The 16231-nt window shown below is 64.0% G+C and carries 15 protein-coding genes and 1 tRNA gene; 6 read left to right on the top strand and 10 right to left on the bottom strand.

The annotated features are described in order from the left end of the window. Positions 1 to 102 precede the first annotated feature (102 nt). From NKH13_RS12455 to NKH13_RS12430, 6 genes are all read right to left on the bottom strand, one after another. Positions 103 to 1041 carry a heme-dependent oxidative N-demethylase family protein gene (locus tag NKH13_RS12455; RefSeq protein WP_352912626.1) on the bottom strand — a complete coding sequence of 313 codons (939 nt, stop codon included), beginning with the start codon at positions 1039 to 1041 and terminating at the stop codon, positions 103 to 105. Next, positions 1038 to 1325: a YciI family protein gene (locus tag NKH13_RS12450; RefSeq protein ID WP_352912625.1), complete on the bottom strand. Its 288-nt coding sequence runs from the start codon at positions 1323 to 1325 to the stop codon at positions 1038 to 1040. The genes NKH13_RS12455 and NKH13_RS12450 overlap by 4 nt, the downstream gene beginning before the upstream one ends. Positions 1326 to 1342: 17 nt before the next feature. Continuing rightward, complete coding sequence (locus tag NKH13_RS12445) at positions 1343 to 2005, bottom strand: aminotransferase class IV family protein (RefSeq protein WP_352912624.1); 663 nt, start codon at positions 2003 to 2005, stop codon at positions 1343 to 1345. After that, positions 1954 to 3105, bottom strand: a complete 1152-nt coding sequence (locus tag NKH13_RS12440) for an aminodeoxychorismate synthase component I (RefSeq protein ID WP_352713510.1) — start codon at positions 3103 to 3105, stop codon at positions 1954 to 1956. The genes NKH13_RS12445 and NKH13_RS12440 overlap by 52 nt, the downstream gene beginning before the upstream one ends. A 157-nt stretch (positions 3106 to 3262) precedes the next feature. Beyond that, on the bottom strand, positions 3263 to 4057 hold the full coding sequence (locus NKH13_RS12435; RefSeq protein WP_352912623.1) for a helix-hairpin-helix domain-containing protein: 795 nt from the start codon (positions 4055 to 4057) through the stop codon (positions 3263 to 3265). A 391-nt stretch (positions 4058 to 4448) separates the two neighbouring features. Continuing rightward, positions 4449 to 6284 carry a M3 family oligoendopeptidase gene (locus tag NKH13_RS12430; protein WP_352912622.1) on the bottom strand — a complete coding sequence of 612 codons (1836 nt, stop codon included), beginning with the start codon at positions 6282 to 6284 and terminating at the stop codon, positions 4449 to 4451. A 153-nt stretch (positions 6285 to 6437) separates the two neighbouring features. On the opposite strand from NKH13_RS12430, the gene NKH13_RS12425 reads away from it, so the two are divergent. From NKH13_RS12425 to NKH13_RS12415, 3 genes are all read left to right on the top strand, one after another. Then, a complete protein-coding gene (locus NKH13_RS12425) occupies positions 6438 to 8015 on the top strand; it encodes a sigma-54-dependent transcriptional regulator (protein WP_352912621.1) in 1578 nt (525 codons plus the stop codon). Between the two features lie 360 nt (positions 8016 to 8375). After that, the gene (locus NKH13_RS12420; RefSeq protein ID WP_352713501.1) at positions 8376 to 10229 is read left to right on the top strand and encodes a peptidoglycan L,D-endopeptidase MepK; all 1854 of its coding nucleotides are present in this window, start codon (positions 8376 to 8378) and stop codon (positions 10227 to 10229) included. Between the two features lie 84 nt (positions 10230 to 10313). Further along, positions 10314 to 10387 (top strand) — tRNA-Gln (locus NKH13_RS12415). A 58-nt stretch (positions 10388 to 10445) separates the two neighbouring features. On the opposite strand, the gene NKH13_RS12410 is transcribed toward NKH13_RS12415, so the two are convergent. Beyond that, positions 10446 to 11084, bottom strand: a complete 639-nt coding sequence (locus tag NKH13_RS12410; protein WP_352912620.1) for a 2-dehydro-3-deoxy-phosphogluconate aldolase — start codon at positions 11082 to 11084, stop codon at positions 10446 to 10448. Between the two features lie 169 nt (positions 11085 to 11253). On the opposite strand from NKH13_RS12410, the gene trhO reads away from it, so the two are divergent. Next, complete coding sequence (gene trhO, locus NKH13_RS12405; protein WP_502908332.1) at positions 11254 to 12174, top strand: oxygen-dependent tRNA uridine(34) hydroxylase TrhO; 921 nt, start codon at positions 11254 to 11256, stop codon at positions 12172 to 12174. Between the two features lie 2 nt (positions 12175 to 12176). Here trhO and NKH13_RS12400 read toward each other — a convergent pair whose 3' ends face one another. Further along, a complete protein-coding gene (locus NKH13_RS12400; protein WP_352912619.1) occupies positions 12177 to 12536 on the bottom strand; it encodes a YybH family protein in 360 nt (119 codons plus the stop codon). A 278-nt stretch (positions 12537 to 12814) separates the two neighbouring features. On the opposite strand from NKH13_RS12400, the gene NKH13_RS12395 reads away from it, so the two are divergent. Both NKH13_RS12395 and NKH13_RS12390 read left to right on the top strand, forming a co-directional pair. After that, positions 12815 to 13561 carry a tellurite resistance TerB family protein gene (locus NKH13_RS12395; protein WP_352488764.1) on the top strand — a complete coding sequence of 249 codons (747 nt, stop codon included), beginning with the start codon at positions 12815 to 12817 and terminating at the stop codon, positions 13559 to 13561. Between the two features lie 223 nt (positions 13562 to 13784). After that, a complete protein-coding gene (locus NKH13_RS12390) occupies positions 13785 to 14540 on the top strand; it encodes an SDR family oxidoreductase (RefSeq protein WP_352912618.1) in 756 nt (251 codons plus the stop codon). A 22-nt stretch (positions 14541 to 14562) separates the two neighbouring features. On the opposite strand, the gene NKH13_RS12385 is transcribed toward NKH13_RS12390, so the two are convergent. Beyond that, positions 14563 to 14943 carry a YciI family protein gene (locus NKH13_RS12385; protein WP_352912617.1) on the bottom strand — a complete coding sequence of 127 codons (381 nt, stop codon included), beginning with the start codon at positions 14941 to 14943 and terminating at the stop codon, positions 14563 to 14565. 30 nt (positions 14944 to 14973) lie between these two features. Further along, positions 14974 to 16158 carry a pyridoxal phosphate-dependent aminotransferase gene (locus tag NKH13_RS12380; protein ID WP_352713487.1) on the bottom strand — a complete coding sequence of 395 codons (1185 nt, stop codon included), beginning with the start codon at positions 16156 to 16158 and terminating at the stop codon, positions 14974 to 14976. Between the last annotated feature and the right edge of the window lie 73 nt (positions 16159 to 16231).

The raw sequence follows: 16231 nt of genomic DNA, 5'->3' as shown, positions 1-16231 counted from the left end.
CCTCAAGGGCTTCACGCCCTACGAGTTCATCTGCAAGGCATGGGCTTCCCAGCCCGAGCGCTTCACTCTCAATCCGCTCCAGCAAATGCCGGGACTAAACATCTAGGACAGCGCCAGCGCCCTGAGCCACGCGACCAGGCGGTCACGGTCGGCGGTCATCCCCTTGTAGTCGAGCTGTGCCTCGTCCAGCGCCAGAAGTTGTTCGGCCAAGGACACTGCGAGTGACGCGCGGTCGCGGTGGCGCTCCAGCACGGCGAGCGGGTCGAGATGGATACGGATGGTGAAGAGTACGTCGCCCGAAACGGGGAGCTTTCTCAGCGTCTGCCGCTCGACGCGGATAAAGGCGTGGGCGTCGATGTCGCCGTCCGGGAATCTCGACGGGCGACTGCTGGCGCGGTCGATGCGTTCGAGGTTCGAGAGCGGATGGTAGAGCGCGTCGCCCGCCTGGATCGACCAGTTATAGCGTTCGACGGCTTGGCCCTGGAGGCCGTCGAACATGCGGTTGATGAGATCGGCCGGGCGTGTGCCCGGACCGAAACCCGGTACCGGCGCGTGGATCTGCTGCAGCGGCTTGCCGAATTTTTCGATCAGCGACCATGACGAGGGGAAGCAGAGCGAGCCGGCCGCCAGACGCCAGCCGCTCTCGTCGCGGCGCATCAGGATCAAATCCTCCTGGACGAGTAACGAGGCCGCGACAAGCGGCGCATCGCTGAAAGAAGCTGCGGTTCCTGGGCCTTCGAGATTGTCGGTGCCGCCGATCACCTCGATCGCGTTGTCGGTACGCCTGTGGGTCTCAGGAAAGTTCGCCGCCAGATGCGCGCCGAGCAGATCGAGCACTTCGCGCTGAGCGTCGCGCGTGGCTTGCTCCTCGACAAAAACCTTGTCGGGAATTTCCGCGTAAAGCCGGCGTTTCTCGGCAAGATAGGGCAGCAGATATTCGTCGACCTCGATCCATCTATCGAGATTGAGCGGCTTCAGCCCGATGGTGAACAGTTTCGACGAGCCGTCATAGGGTGTGTGGGTCGGTGGGCGGAAACTCATGCTTCTTTGTAGACTTCCAGTGCGGCAGCGGCCATTCTCGCCGTGAATTCGGTGATTTCGTAATCGGCGGCGCCTGCCTTGGCGAAGGGATCGTCCGCCAGCCTGGCATCGAGCACCTCGCGTGGACCGTGCGCGATGATGATGCCGCCGGTCCTCGGCCGCTTCGGCCCGGAGGCGACAAAAATGCCTTCCGCATAACAGGCCTTCAGCCACTCGATGTGCGCTTGCTGCAGGCGGTCGATCTCGGCCAGCGGCACCTTGTAGTTCAGCGAAACCACGAACATTGTTGTCTCCCGATGCTTCAGCCCAGCCGCGCCGGGATCAATCCGCGCAGCGAGTTGCCGACGAACAGCGCCTTGGCCGATTTCAGTTCGTTCCACGTGTAGACCGCTTCGCCGGCGCGGCCTTGATCCAGCAGTTCACCGCGCAGGACGCCAGGCAGCAGGCCGCAATCGAGCCGCGGCGTGGCCAGCACGCCGTCGCCGAAATCGGCAAAGACATTGGTGATCGTGCCCTCGCAGATTTCGCCGCGCTCATTGCCGAGCAGCACCTCGTCGGCGCAGCTGGCAAGATATTCGGCGCGGGCGCGCGTATAGGTTTGTCGGCGGCTGGTCTTGTGACGCAGCAGCATGTCGCTCGAATCAAGCCGCACCCGCGCCAGCTGCAGTGTCCAGACCTTGTCTGCGGCGAGCGGCTCGTAGGGCTGCACCGAAACCGCGACTTCGCCCTTGCGCGACAGGACGAGGCGGGTGCGCATCGCGATCTGTTGGTGGCCAACCGCATTCATCAGCGCTTCGCCGACCCTTTGCGGATCGCAGGCGAAACCGAGTTCGCTTGCCGAGCCGTAAAGCCGCGCGAGATGGCGGTCGAAGCGGAGGAAACCCGAGCCGGGCTCCCAGCGCATTGTTTCGATCAGTTCGAAATCGGTAGTGTTCCCGTCGCGAAACGGGCTTTCAGCAGACACTCCTGGTACTCCTCTTCGGTCGTCGAATCGAAGACGACGCCACCGCCGACGTTGTAGACCGCCTCGCCATTGGCAAAGAGCGAGATGGTGCGGATCGCCACCGAAAAGCGCATCCGGCCGCCGGGCGCGATCCAGCCTATGGCGCCGCAATAGACATCGCGCGGGCCACCTTCCAGCTCGCGCAGGATCTCCATGGCGCGGATCTTCGGCGCGCCGGTGATCGAGCCGCAGGGGAACAGCGCGGCGAAAATCTGGCGGATGGTGAGGCCGGACAAGAGTTTCGCCCGTACGCGGCTCACCATCTGGTGGACGGTCGGGTAGCTCTCGATGCGGAAAAGCTCCGGCACATCGAGCGTGCCAACCTCGCTGATTAGTGAAATGTCGTTGCGCAGGAGATCGACAATCATCCGGTTCTCGGCCTGGTTCTTCTCGTCGTTGCGCAAGAACGCTTTCAGGCGATCGTCCTCCGCCTTGGTGGCGCCGCGCGGCGCGGTGCCTTTCATCGGATGTGTCTCGATCATGCCTTCCGCGTCGACCTCGAAGAACAGTTCCGGCGAACGCGACAAGACGATCGGATCGCCGAGCGCGACCAGCGCCCCGTACTTTACCGGCTGGCGTTCGGTTAGCGCGTTGAAGGCGACCAGTGGATCGCCCGACCATTGCGCGTGGACAGGAAAGGTCAGATTGCCCTGGTAGCAGTCGCCCTTGCGGATGTGGTCATGCAGCCTGGCAAAGCGTTTGGCGTAGTCGTCCGAAGACCAGGCTGCCTTGGCGTCAAAAATCGGGCCGTTGCTAGCCGGCAGATCGCCTGGCGCGACCGTCTCTTCGACCGGCGCGTTGAACACGCCGACGCAGAAAAGCGGGGCGCGGCGGCCGGCCGGCAGCAGCGGAACGAGCTTGGGTTCGAGCAGGTAACCGGCCTCGTAGGAGAAATAGCCGGCCAGCCATTTGCCGCCGTCATGTGCGGCCTGCACTGCTTCCAGGGCCGGCAAAAAGTCCGCCTCGCAATGCGCTGCGATTATCTCGGCCGGCCGGTCGAAAACGAGCTGACGCGCGGTCTCGTCGTTCCGGAAGATTGCAAAGGGCAGGGGCAGGGACATAAGGCTCGGATGCTGCGGTCACCAGCGATCGATCTATATGGGGGCTCGACCGTGCGCAATCGAGGGAACGGCGTCTCAAGACGCAAAGGCGCGGGGGGCAAAAACAAAAGCGGCGCCAGAGGGCGCCGCCTTGTTCCAGATGCCGTCTTGCCATGGATCAGGTATTGCTGGCTTCTCCCGCGGTCGGGAAGCGGCGCGCAAATTCCTTCTCGTCACCGGCGGCAAGCAGTTTCGCCTGCTCGATCCAGCGTTCACGTTCGATGCGGCCGTCGAAATTCAATGTCGCCTCGATCCGCTTGACATCGTCGGGCGTCCAGGCGGCGATCTGGGCATAGGTCGTGACCCCAAGCCCTTTGAGCAGCCGCTCGTTGGTCGGGCCGATGCCGATCAGGCGACGCAGATCGTTGGCTTTGCCCGCCGCTGCGGTCGTTGAGTTGCCGGTCGCGGCTTTCTTTGCCGCTGGTGCGGCCTTGCTTGCCACCGGCGCAGCCTTGCTTGCCGCTGGCGCGGCCCTGGGCGCGGCGCTTGCTTTCGATGCAGGCGGTTTCGGCGTTGCCGTTTTCGCGGCACTTGCGCGTGGCGCAGTCGCGGCCTTCGCCGTTACAGATTTTTTCGGCGCCGGTTTGGCTGGTGCGGATGTCGACATCAGGGTTGACGGCGCCTGCATCGCGGCTTTGGTCTTGGCGGCTGGCGCCTTGGCTGTTGCCGCGGTTGGCGCCTTGGCGGCCGGCGCCTCGCCTAGCCGCCGCTCGAGGTCGGCGCGGGCGCGGCCGCATGCATCCAACTCACCGGTCAGACGGTCGCTATCGGCCCGCAATCTGTCACGTTCGCTGCGCGTGCGGTCGAGATCGCCGCGCAAACTGTCGAGCTCGCCACGCAGGCGTCCCCAAATGAACCAGCCAACCAACACACCTACCAGGAACGCCAGGAGCATGTAGAAAAAAGTGCCCATTGTCTTTCTCTCTCCAGTCCGATCCGTCCGCCCTGGCCTGTGGGGCCATGACCTCGGCGAAGGACCATTCGATGGTGGTTCCGCAATCTGCAGAACAGCCGGCTTCGATCGAGCTGTCGGCGACCGGTTTGCCCCTGGCCAACAACCGTTGTCGCATCCGCCGACGCGACATGACCGGTCGGGATTTTCCGACCGGATCCATACGTGCCCGGCTGAGCTTGAGGGCGGACGCTATCATACAGCTTACGGGAATCTAACGGAAAACTTCCATGGAAAGTTATTTAAGAACAAATATCCAAGACAAGAATAGAACCATCGCCAATATGCATTGCAGCTAAACTGTTCTGGAAAACCCGGTCATCCGGTGTTGCGCATCACCCAGTGTTGCGCATCAATTGTCCAATGCTTCCAGCTCGTCGATCAGTCCGCTGATCACGCCAAGCCCGATCTGCCAGAAGGCAGGGTCGGCCGCGTCGAGGCCGAACGGCGCCAGAAGCTCGGAATGATGCTTGGTGCCGCCGGCGCGCAGCATGGCAAAATATTTGTCCTGAAAGCCGCGCTCGGCATTCTGGTAGACCGCGTAGAGCGAGTTCACCAGGCAATCGCCGAATGCATAGGCATAGACGTAAAAAGGCGAGTGGATGAAGTGCGGGATATAGGTCCAGAAAACCTCGTACCCGTCGCGCAGCTTGATCGCCGGCCCGAGGCTTTCCGCCTGCACTTCAAGCCAGAACTGGCCGAGCTTGTCGGAGGTCAATTCGCCGCTCTTGCGCTCGGCATGCACCTTGCGCTCGAACTCGTAGAAGGCGACCTGGCGCACGACCGTGTTGATCATGTCCTCGACCTTCTGGGCGAGCATGGCCTTGCGTTCGCGCTTGTCGGTGGTCCGCTCGAGCAGCGAGCGGAAGGTCAGCATTTCGCCGAACACCGATGCGGTTTCGGCCAGCGTCAGCGGCGTCGACGCCATCAAGGCGCCCTGGCCGCCGGCCAGCACTTGGTGCACGCCGTGGCCGAGCTCGTGCGCCAGCGTCATCACGTCGCGCGGCTTGCCCATGTAGTTGAGCAGCACATAGGGATGCGCCGACGGCACGGTCGGATGCGCGAAGGCACCAGGCGACTTGCCGGGTCTAACCGGTGCATCGATCCAGTTGCGGTCGAAGAAAGTTCTGGCGATCTCCGCCATGTCGGGCGAAAAGCGCTGGTAGGCGGAAAGCACGGTGTTCTTGGCCTCGTCCCAGCCGATGACCGCCTGCGGGGTCTCCGGCAGGGGCGCATTGCGGTCCCAGTGGTTCATCACCTCCATGCCGAGCCAGCGCGCCTTCATCGCATAATAGCGATGCGACAGGCGCGGATAGGCGTCGCGAACCGCGGCGGCGAGTGCATCCACCACGCTGCGTTCGACGCGGTTGGCGAGATGGCGGGAATCGGCAATGTCCTCGAAGCCGCGCCAGCGGTCAGAAATCTCCTTGTCCTTGGCCAGCGTGTTGGTGACCAGCGTAAAGACGCGCAAATTCTTGCGAAAGGTTGCGGCCAGCGCCTCGGATGCCCGGCGGCGCACCTCGCCGTCGGCATCCTGAAGGCGATTGAGTGCCGGCTCCAGCGTCAACTCCTCGCCGTCGACGTCGAAGCGCAAATCGGTCATCGTCTCGTCGAACAGGCGGTTCCAGGCCCCGCGCCCGGTGATCGATTTTTCATGGAAGAGCTGCTCGATGCGGTCTTCGAGCTGATAGGGCTTGTCCTTGCGCAGATCGAGCACCCAGGGCCGGTAATGGGCGAAGGCCGGATCGGCGGCGAGTGCGGTTTCGATCGCGCTATCGTCGATGAGGTTCAGCTCGAGCGCGAAAAACAGCAGGTGCGCGCTGGCATCGGTCATCTTTTCCTGGATGTCGCCATAGAGCTTGGCGCGCTGCGGATCCGACGTGTTGCCGGCATAGACAAGCCCCGCATAGGAGACGATGCGGCCGATCAGCTCCTCCAGCGCTTCATAGGCCTGAAGCGCCTCGCCCAGCCTGCCGGCGCTTCCACGCCCGGCCTCGGCGGCGAGCGTGCCTTTCCAACGGCTTTCAAAGGCGATGGCATCCGCGGCGGCCTTGGCGATGTCGCGCTTCAACTCGGGCGCTTCCATGCCCGAATAGAGATCGGCCAGATTCCATTCCGGAAGATCGCCAAGCTCCGCCACGCCCTGACCGGGCGCCGCCGCCAGCTTTCGAGCAAAAACCATGCGCATTGCCGATCCTTCCAGACACAAAAATTCGAGGAAACGAGAAGCCGGTCAAATCCTAAGGAATTCATTCACCGGGTTTTTTGAAAGCTTATTTAGAACCCTGTGCCAAGATGATCCATAGGGCGCATTCTCGGGCGGGGCACGGTCGGATCAGTCATGGCAGCTTCCATACTCATAGTCGATGACGATCCCGTGCAGCGCAGGCTGCTCGAGGCGGCGGTGACGAAATTCGGCCACACGGCGATCGTCGCCGATGGCGGCGAGGCCGGTCTCGATCTCGTCGACGGGCCCAATGCGCGCGACGTGTCGGTGGTCATCCTCGACCTGATGATGCCCGGCCTCGACGGCATCGGCGTGCTGAAGGCGATGCGCGAGCGCGGCATCCACATTCCTGTCATCGTGCAGACCGCGCAGGGCGGCATCGAAACCGTCGTTTCGGCAATGCGTCACGGCGCCTTCGACTTCGTCGTCAAGCCGGCCTCTCCCGACAGGCTGCAGGCGTCGATCGGCAACGCCCTCAAGGTCGAAGCGCTCGAAGGCGAAGTGAAGCGCTCGTCACGGCAGCGCGGCGGCCATCTGACGTTCAAGGACATGATCACCCACAGTCCAGCGATGGATCGGGTGATCCGGCTCGGCCGCAAGGCTGCGGCCTCCAACATTCCGATCCTGATCGAAGGTGAATCCGGCGTCGGCAAGGAACTGGTGGCGCGCGCCATCCAGGGCAGCGGCGACCGCCGCTCGAAACCCTTCGTCACCGTCAATTGCGGCGCCATCCCCGACAATCTGGTCGAATCGATCCTGTTCGGACACGAGAAGGGCTCGTTCACCGGCGCCACCGAAAAACATACCGGCAAGTTCGTCGAAGCGCACACCGGCACGCTGTTCCTTGACGAAATCGGCGACCTGCCGCTCGACGTGCAGGTCAAGCTGTTGCGCGCCGTGCAGGACGGCGAAGTCGATCCGGTTGGCGGGCGCTCGACCGTCAGGGTCGACATCAGGCTGATTTCGGCAACCCATCGCAACCTGCTGCAACAGGTCAAGGACGGCAAGTTCCGCGAGGACCTGTTCTATCGGCTGAACGTCTATCCGATCTTCGTGCCGCCATTGCGCGACCGTCGCGACGACATCCCCTATCTGGTCGAGCACTTCATGGAGAAGGTGGCGCCCACCGATCCGCGCCACCGTCTGCGAGGCATCTCGGCTGCGGCGCTTGCCATGCTGCAGGCCTACGACTGGCCGGGCAACATAAGGCAGCTCGAAAACGCCGTCTTCCGGGCTTCGGTGCTCGCCGACGGCGACATGCTGACCGAAGAAGAATTCCCGCAGATCCGGGCGCAGGTCGAGGGCACGGTCAATCTCGATGCGGGTATCGCCTTGCCAGCTTCAGGGGGGCCAGCTCCAGGGGGGGCAGCTCCAGGGTGGCCAGCTTCCGGATTGGCTTCGGGCAGCCAGCCGCGCGACAGCATACCGGCCGCCGGCGGCATCGCAGCCGCCGAGCCCGATGCGCCGGCCAGGCCTCGTTTCGGCACGCTGCGGGCGCTCGACGATCGCGGCAATGTGCGTGCGCTGGCCGACGTCGAGCTCGAAATGATCAAGCTCGCCATCGACCACTACAACGGCCAGATGAGCGAAGTCGCCCGCCGCCTCGGCATCGGCCGGTCGACGCTCTACCGCAAGCTCAAGGAATACGGCATCGACCCGGAAACCGGCCGGGTCGAACGGCTCGCTTCCTGAGCCACAGGGCCAAGCGGGTTCTCATCCGGGCATCCATTCGAAGCAAGCACGCCTCGAAACGAGGTATTCGCCGCAGTGTTCACGTATTAAGGCGGACGGTAACAGATCGTGTTTCGAGCTAGCGCCAAAACATGATCTAAACCAGCGGTTTACCAAGATATCCTGCGCAATATTTTTGGCGGGATATCGCCACCGTGTTACCGCATTTCGGCTTCAATAAGCGATGATTAACCATTAGGATCGATATTCGGATGCACACACCACGCATCCGTTTGGTCAAATCCGGGGACAAAACGGCAGCCTGCAAGGCCTTTTGATTTGAACAGAATCGAACGACACAAAAACGGGCGGCATTATCACATGAGCGTCTGGCCGAGATGGCTGGCAGCGGTGATTGTTGCCGTCGGGTTCCTTGCAGCGGCGGCAACCGGCGCCAGCGCCGAGACACGCTCGCTGAAACTCTATCATCTCCACACGCATGAAAAGGCGGAGATCGTCTACAAGCGCAATGGCCGCTACGACCAGGCGGGATTGCGAAAGATCAACATCATCCTGCGCGACTGGCGTCGCAACGAGCCGACCAAGATGGATCCGCGCCTGCTGGACCTGGTCTGGGAAGCGTATCGGGAGAGCGGCGCCACCGATTATATCCAGGTCGTGTGCGGTTATCGTTCGCCGTCGACGAATTCGATGCTGCGCAGCCGCAGCAGGGGCGTCGCCGAGAAGAGCCAGCACATGCTCGGCAGGGCGATGGATTTCTACGTTCCTGGCGTCCCATTGAAGAAGCTGCGTGACATTGGCCTCAGGATGCAGGGCGGCGGCGTCGGCTACTATCCCAGCTCCGGCTCGCCCTTCGTGCATATGGATGTCGGCAACGTGCGCCACTGGCCCGGCATCAGCCGCCAGGAACTGGCGCGCGTGTTCCCCAACGGCAAGACGCTGCATGTACCGAGCGACGGCAAGCCGCTGCCTGGTTATCAACAGGCGCTCGCCTCCTACAAGGCCCGCAAGGGCGCCGGCGCGCCGGCCATCGAACTGGCCAGCGCAAGCGGCGGTGGCAAAAAATCCCGCGGCTTCCTGGCAGCCTTCTTCGGCGGCGGCGACGACGAGGCGGACGACAGCGCCGATGTGGCGATGGCCGAGCCAGCGCCAAAGCCCCGTAACGTGAAGCCGGCGCCGTCCGCCAAGAGCAGCAACCTGCCTGGCATTGCCATCGTGGCGCCTCAGGACGCCAAGCGCGCCGAGATTCCGGAAGCCGCCGATGCTCCGGCGCCTGCGCCTGAACCGGAGAACGACACGCCGGAGACGATCATCGCGGCATTGCCGGCGCGCAGCATTCCGCTGCCGGATTTTGCTCCGCGTCCGAAGACCGAAGTCGGCGCCCAGCCGCCTGAAAACGTTCCGTTCGGCGTGGCGGATGCGGCTGGATCGACCGAACAGGCGGTGGCGACCGCGCAAGCGCCGGCAAGCATGGCGCCTGAAAACGTTCCGTTCGGCATGGCAGACCCGTCTGCTGCGGCCGGCCCGGTGCAGGTCGCGGCCAACACCATTCCCGTGCCGAGCTGGCGGCCCGATCATTCGCTGCCGGCCGATCTTTCGCAGGCGGGTCTTGCACCGCAGGACAAGCAAGTGTTGCTGGCGCTGGCGAGTGCGGCCGAGCGGAGCAACACCGCCACCGACGCATTCTCGGTATTGCCGTCGGCGCGGCCAGACAGCTCCCAGCCCGACGAGGTCAAGGCCGTTCTGGAACGGGTCAGCGCGACCGACGAATACAAGGTCGCGTCGCTTTCCGAGCAAGCATCGGTGTTCGAGGAACCGGCGAACGACGACGGGGCATCGAGCGACGGGGCATCGCCGCGCGAGGCCATCGTTGCCCGCCCGGCCGGCTCCGATCCGGCGGCCGTCATCGGTGCGGGCGTGAAGACCACACGCAAGGAGCCCAGGGCCACTGCCCGCGACCTGAAACCCGGCCCCAAGCCGGTGGTGGTCGCCGCCGCGCCGCAGGCTGCCCGCTGGGCGCTGCACAGCGGTGAGTATGTCGCAACCGTTTCAGATGCGACAACGGCGCCGCGCTACGCCTACGACTTCGTCCGTACGGCACCGAGCGAGGTCTATACCGTGGGCTTCCAGCCGGGCAACGAAATGGCCGACGCCAACCGCTTCACCGGCAAGGCCGTCAAGTTCATGTCGGTAGCCCGCTTCAAGACAGAGTAGGCCGCGCTGGGCATCCCGCGCGGCTGCCTCCACCGCCGGCACTGGCTTCCTTCGTCCCGGGATGCTAACCACTGGTCAGCATTCTCCCGCTTCGTCTAATGGTAGGACAGCGCCCTTTGAAGGCGTGAATCGTGGTTCGAGCCCATGAGCGGGAACCAGCCGGCGAACCAGATCGGCTGCAGGCCAGATCGGCAGCGGCTTTTCATACAGAAGGTGCTAGCGCCCGAGCTTGCTTGCGGCGCGCGCCAAGGCTTCGATCTCGTCCCATTTGCCGGCCTTGACCAGATCGTCCGGCGCCACCCAGGAACCGCCGACGCAGATGACGTTGGGCAGGCTGAGGTAGTCGGCGGCATTCTTGCCGGTGATACCGCCGGTCGGGCAGAATTTCACGTCGGCAAGCGGCGAGGCGAAAGCCTTGAGCGAGCCGATGCCGCCCGACTGTTCGGCCGGGAAGAATTTCAGAAAGCGCAGGCCGGCTTCGCGCGCGGCCATGACCTCTCCCGGCGTGATGGCGCCGGGCAGCAACGGCACGTCGCTGTCCCTGGCTGCCGCGAGAAGCTCGCGGGTGATGCCTGGGCTGACGATGAACTTCGAACCGGCGGCCGCCGCCTCGCCGAACTGGCGGGCGTCCAGGATGGTGCCGGCGCCGACGACGGCGTCTTCGACCTCGCCCGCCACCCGGCGGATCGCCTCCAGAGCGTCGGCGGTGCGCAGCGTGATTTCGATCGCCGCCAGGCCGCCGCGGGCCAGCGCCCGGGCCAGCGGCACCGCGTCGGCGGGATTGGCGATCTTCAGCACCGGTATGACCGGCTGGCCGTTGAGGAGCGACAGGAGCTTTTCGGTCGTGCTGGGCATTCGTCGTCTCTCCTCTGTTGATCAAGTCGACCGGTTAGCAGAAGGCGGTTTTTCTGTCCACGAAACGCGGCGTGTCGCGATGTCACGCGTGGTGTCGAAACGCACCCGCGGTAAGACCGCTCCCGGCTCTGCCTTGATCCGGCTGTCGTGAGCGTTTAGTGGCTTGGTGATGACACTGCCCAGCCAAGCCTTCCGCGTTGCCGCGCTTTACCGCTTCGCCCGGCTCGACACCTTCGAGGTGCTGCGAGCGCCGCTCGCCGCCTTCTGCTGCGCACGCGGCATCAAAGGCACGCTGCTGTTGGCGCGTGAGGGCATCAACGGCACGGTCGCCGGCAGTGAATCGGCAATCGCCGCGCTCATCGATCATCTCGAATCCATCGACGGTCTCGCCGGCCTCGAGATCAAATACAGCAACGCCGCAACGATGCCGTTCCACCGCATGAAGGTGCGGTTGAAGCGCGAGATCGTCACCATGGGCGTGGAGAATATCGATCCGGCGGCAGGTGCAGGCACCTATGTTGCGCCAGCTGACTGGAACGCACTGATCTCGGATACAGGCACCATCGTCATCGACACGCGTAACGCCTACGAGGTGTCGCTCGGCACCTTCAAGGGCGCTGTCGATCCCACCACCACCAGCTTCCGCGAATTCCCGGCCTGGGTCGAGCAGCATCGGCATGAGCTCGAGGGGCGCAAGGTCGCCATGTTCTGCACCGGCGGCATACGCTGCGAGAAGGCGACGGCCTACGTGAAGTCGCTCGGCTTCGAGGATGTGTTCCACCTCAAGGGCGGCATTCTGAAATATCTCGAGGACGTGCCCGCCGAACAGAGCCTCTGGCAAGGCGAATGCTTCGTCTTCGACGAGCGCGTTTCGGTGTCGCACGGGCTGCTCGAAGGCGAGGCCGAACTCTGCCGCGCCTGCCGGCATCCGCTGGCGGCAGAAGACCGGCTGTCGCCGAAATATGCCACCGGCGTTTCATGCCCGCATTGCTTCGATGCCCGCTCGGACGAAGATCGCTCCCGTTATGCCGAGCGCCAGCGCCAGGTCGAGCTGGCGCAAGCACGCGGCGACCGCCACATCGGAAGTTAGCTTCAAGCAACAGAGAAGCGATCGATGACCCACAGCCATGTCCCGTCGTTCCGCCGGCGCGCGACCTCGGTAGTGATCGTGCCGTCGGGAAGCCGGGTCGAGGTGAGCGCCAGGTCGCCACTGATGACAGCCGGACGCTGATCTCCGGATTGAAATTTTCGGCCGGTTGCGGTGATCTCCGCGAACAGCGTTCGGATGGCTTCGCGGCCGAACGTTAGTTGTTCGCCACCGCTGTCGATGACTGCATGCGGCTCAAAAAGCGCCGCCATGCCGTCAATGTCTCCGACCCACTGCCGCGAAATCAGCAGGCGCTCCAGCTCCTGGGGATCGCGTGCCGGCTGGCGGTCTGTCTCATCGGTCATGCCAGGCTCCTCTCAAGCGACATGCCGCGACATTAGTCGAAGTCGGGGGCGGTTTCGACACGTCCAATGTCCAGAGCGCCGCGTGTTTTTTTGGGCGCGGAAGGAGGCTGCAGCACTGTGATTTCCGCGTGAAATCCCAGCAGATGCCGGTGCGAGGTCATGCGTGGCAGCGGGCAAAAGGATGTACGCCGTCATTGTAATGTCAAACTGCGGGACCTAGGTCTTCGACGTGCAAACCTGCCCGCGCACCTTCGGCCGGGCCAATTCTGGAGGCATAGATGTTCGATCCCAAGAAGCTCCTCGACGATCTGCTCGGCTCGCAGGTTCCCGGTACCGGATCGACTGTCCGCGACAAGGCCGGGCAGGCGGTGCAGATGGCCAAGGACAATCCGCTTGCCGCCGGTGCGCTGGCCGCGGTGCTGCTCGGAACCGGCCCGGGCCGTCAGGTTACCGGTGCGGCGGTGAAGCTTGGTGGGTTGGCTGCGATCGGCGGCCTCGCCTACAAGGCCTACCAGAACTACAAGAACGGCAACGCGCCAGCCGAGACACAAGCTGCCGGCGAACCGGAATTGCTGCCGCCGCCGGCTGATACCGCCTTCCATCCGTCGCAAGCGCCGCAGGGCGAAGACGAATTCACGCTGACGCTGGTCAGGGCGATGATCTCGGCGGCGAAGGCCGACGGCCACGTCGATGACGAAGAGCGGCAGAAGATCGCCGGCAAGCTCAGCCTCGCCGGCGTCGGCGCCGAAGCGGAGAAATTCCTGATGTCGGAACTGGAGGCACCGCTCGATCTGGATGTGCTGATCGCCGGCGCCAAGACCGATGCGCAAAAGCTGGAACTCTACACCGCCTCGCGTCTTGCCATCGATCCGGACACGCGGGCCGAACGCGGCTATCTCGACCTGCTTGCCGGCCGTCTCGGCCTGCCGGACGCGCTGGTCGATCATGTCGAGGCGACGGTGACGGCGGCGAAGGTGCCGGCAGCGGGCAGCACGGCCAAGCCGGTCGCAGGCTCGCGCTGGTAGCTTGAAGGTTGGGCGGCGGAGACCCGGTGCGCCATTGGCGTTAGCTTCTCGTTAATCCGGTGAGCGCATGATTCAGGCAGTCGGATCGGCTTTCCTCCTCCCAAGCCCGGTTCGGATCAGGGGCGGTCGCCAATGGCCGCCCTTTTTGTGAGCACAGGCTTTGGGCCGGCTTGCCATGGTTCCCGTCATTTGCGATGGCTCATCCCTTTCAGGGAGTACAGCCATGACCGACTATAAAACCGCCATCGTCACCGGCGCCGGCACGGGCATCGGCAAGAGCGTCGCCACGGCGCTGCTCAAGACCGGCTGGAACACGGTCTTCTGCGGCCGCCGCAAGCCGGTGCTGGAGGAGGCGATTGCCGCCGCCGGGCCGACGCAGGCCAAGGCATTGGCCTTCGCCTGCGACATCAGCAAGGCCGATCAGGTCGACGATCTGTTCGAGACGGTGGCTGCGGCTTTCGGGCGCGTCGACCTGCTCTTCAACAATGCCGGCACGAGCTACAAATCGACATTGATCGACGATATCCCGGTCGAGGTGTGGAACGACATCGTCGGGGTCAATCTCACCGGCTCGTTTCTGTGTGCTCGCGCCGCCTTCGGCGCCATGCGCAGGCAGCAGCCGATGGGCGGCCGCATCATCAACAACGGCTCGGTATCGGCCTATGCGCCACGGCCGGGCTCGGTGCCCTATACGGCGACCAAGCACGCCATCATCGGACTGACCAAGACGCTGGCGCTGGACGGCAGGCCCTTCGACATTGCTTGCGGTCAGATCGACATCGGCAACGCACTGACCGACATGGCGCAAGCGATGACGGTCGGCGTGCCGCAAGCCAACGGCACCATTGCCGCCGAAGCGGTGATGGATGTCGAGCGCGTCGCCGACGCCGTCCTCCATATGGCCAGCCTGCCGCTCGACGCCAACGTGCTGTTCATGACCGTGATGGCGACCAAGATGCCGTTTGTCGGGCGAGGCTAAATTAGTCTCACCCGGTCCTAAATCAGGGTCGCGTGACCGGAAGCGGCACGCCGGGAAGATAGAGCGAAATCGGACGGATTTCGTAGACCGCGGTCGGATTGACGCGGCGAAGGTCGCGCGCAATGTCGACAGCGGCGTCACGGTTGGCGCAGTCGACGACATAGAGCCCCAGCAATTGTTCCTTGGTCTCGGCGAAGGGTCCGTCGACAACCATTCCGGTGCCTGGCCCGCGCAAGGTACAGGCGTCTTGTGTCGCGCCGAGCCGCGCCGCCGGCCCAAGGGTGCCTTGCCGGTACAGCCGATCGTTGATCTGGAGAAGATCGGTCATCAGCGCCGCATCCTGCTCCGGCGTCAGCGCCGTAATCGCTTCTTCCTCGTGATAGGCAAGAATGGCATAGAACATCTGGCGTCTCCTTGCGTCGGTCGTGCGTCCTCACTTCGCCAGGAACGCCTCGATCCGCTCCAGCGCGCGCAGGATGTTCTCCTCGGAATTGGCGTAGGACAGCCTGACATAGCCTTCGCCGAGAATGCCGAAATCGGGGCCGCCGATTAGCGCCACGCCGGCATCCTCGAGCAGCGCCGAGGCGAGCTTCTTGGCCTTCCAGCCGGTTTTTGAAACATTGGGGAAGGCATAGAAAGCACCTTTCGGCGTGATGCAGGAAACGCCGGGCAAGGCATTCAACCCCTCGACCACGACCTTCCTGCGGCGGTCGAAGGCGCGCATCATCCTGTCGACGTCGTCCTGCGGGCCGTCGATGGCGGCTATGCCGGCATACTGGCTCGGCGCGTTGACGCAGGACCAGCAATTGACCGCCAGCTTGCGCACCTTGTCGTAGAGATGCGCGCCCTTGTCGCCGTTCGGCCAGATCGACCAGCCCATGCGCCAGCCGGTCATCGCCCAGGTCTTCGACCAGCCGTTGAGGACGATCAGCCGGTCACGGATCTCGGGGAAGGCGAGCAGCGAACAATGTGTCTCGCCGTCATAGGTCATCACGTCGTAGATCTCGTCGGAGAGGATGGCCACGTCCGGGTGCGCTTCCAGCCCTTTGACCAGCTTCTCGATCTCGGTTCGCGGCGTGACGCCGCCGGTCGGATTGGCGGGCGAGTTGAGGATCAGCAGCCTGGTCCTCGGGGTGATCAGCGCCAAGGTCTCCGCAGCCGAAAAGGCAAAGCCGTTCTCCTCGCGCATCGGCACCGGGATGGGGGCAGCGCCAGTGAACTCGATCATCGAGCGGTAGATCGGAAAGCCGGGATCGGGATAGAGAATTTCAGCACCCGGCTCGCCGAACATCAGGATGGCCGCGAACATGGTCGGCTTGCCGCCGGGCAGGATCATCACCGCTTCGGGCGAGACTTCGACGCCGGTAGTGGCCAGCGTGCGGCGTACCACCGCTTCGCGCGTCGCCAGCAGGCCGTTGGCCGGCGTATAGCCGTGATGGCCGTCGCGTAGCGCCTTGATCGCGGCCTCGACGATATGCTGCGGCGTCTTGAAGTCGGGCTGGCCGATGCCGAGATTGACGATGTCGCGGCCCTGATGGGCAAGTGCAGTGGCACGCGCCAGCACCGCGAACGCATTTTCCTCGCCGAGGCGGTCGAAGGCCGAAATCGTGTGGAGCATTTTTCCCGTCCGTGTGGTTCTTTCAGCGAGCGTGCGTTTTTGTGAGCGTCCGCCCGCAAAAGTCAAACGGATT

It is taken from the genome of Mesorhizobium sp. M1348, from assembly GCF_040317925.1.
Classification (GTDB): Bacteria; Pseudomonadota; Alphaproteobacteria; order Rhizobiales; family Rhizobiaceae; genus Mesorhizobium.
Note: the sequence above shows the minus strand (reverse complement) of the source record. Positions and strands in the feature narration are given on the sequence as shown.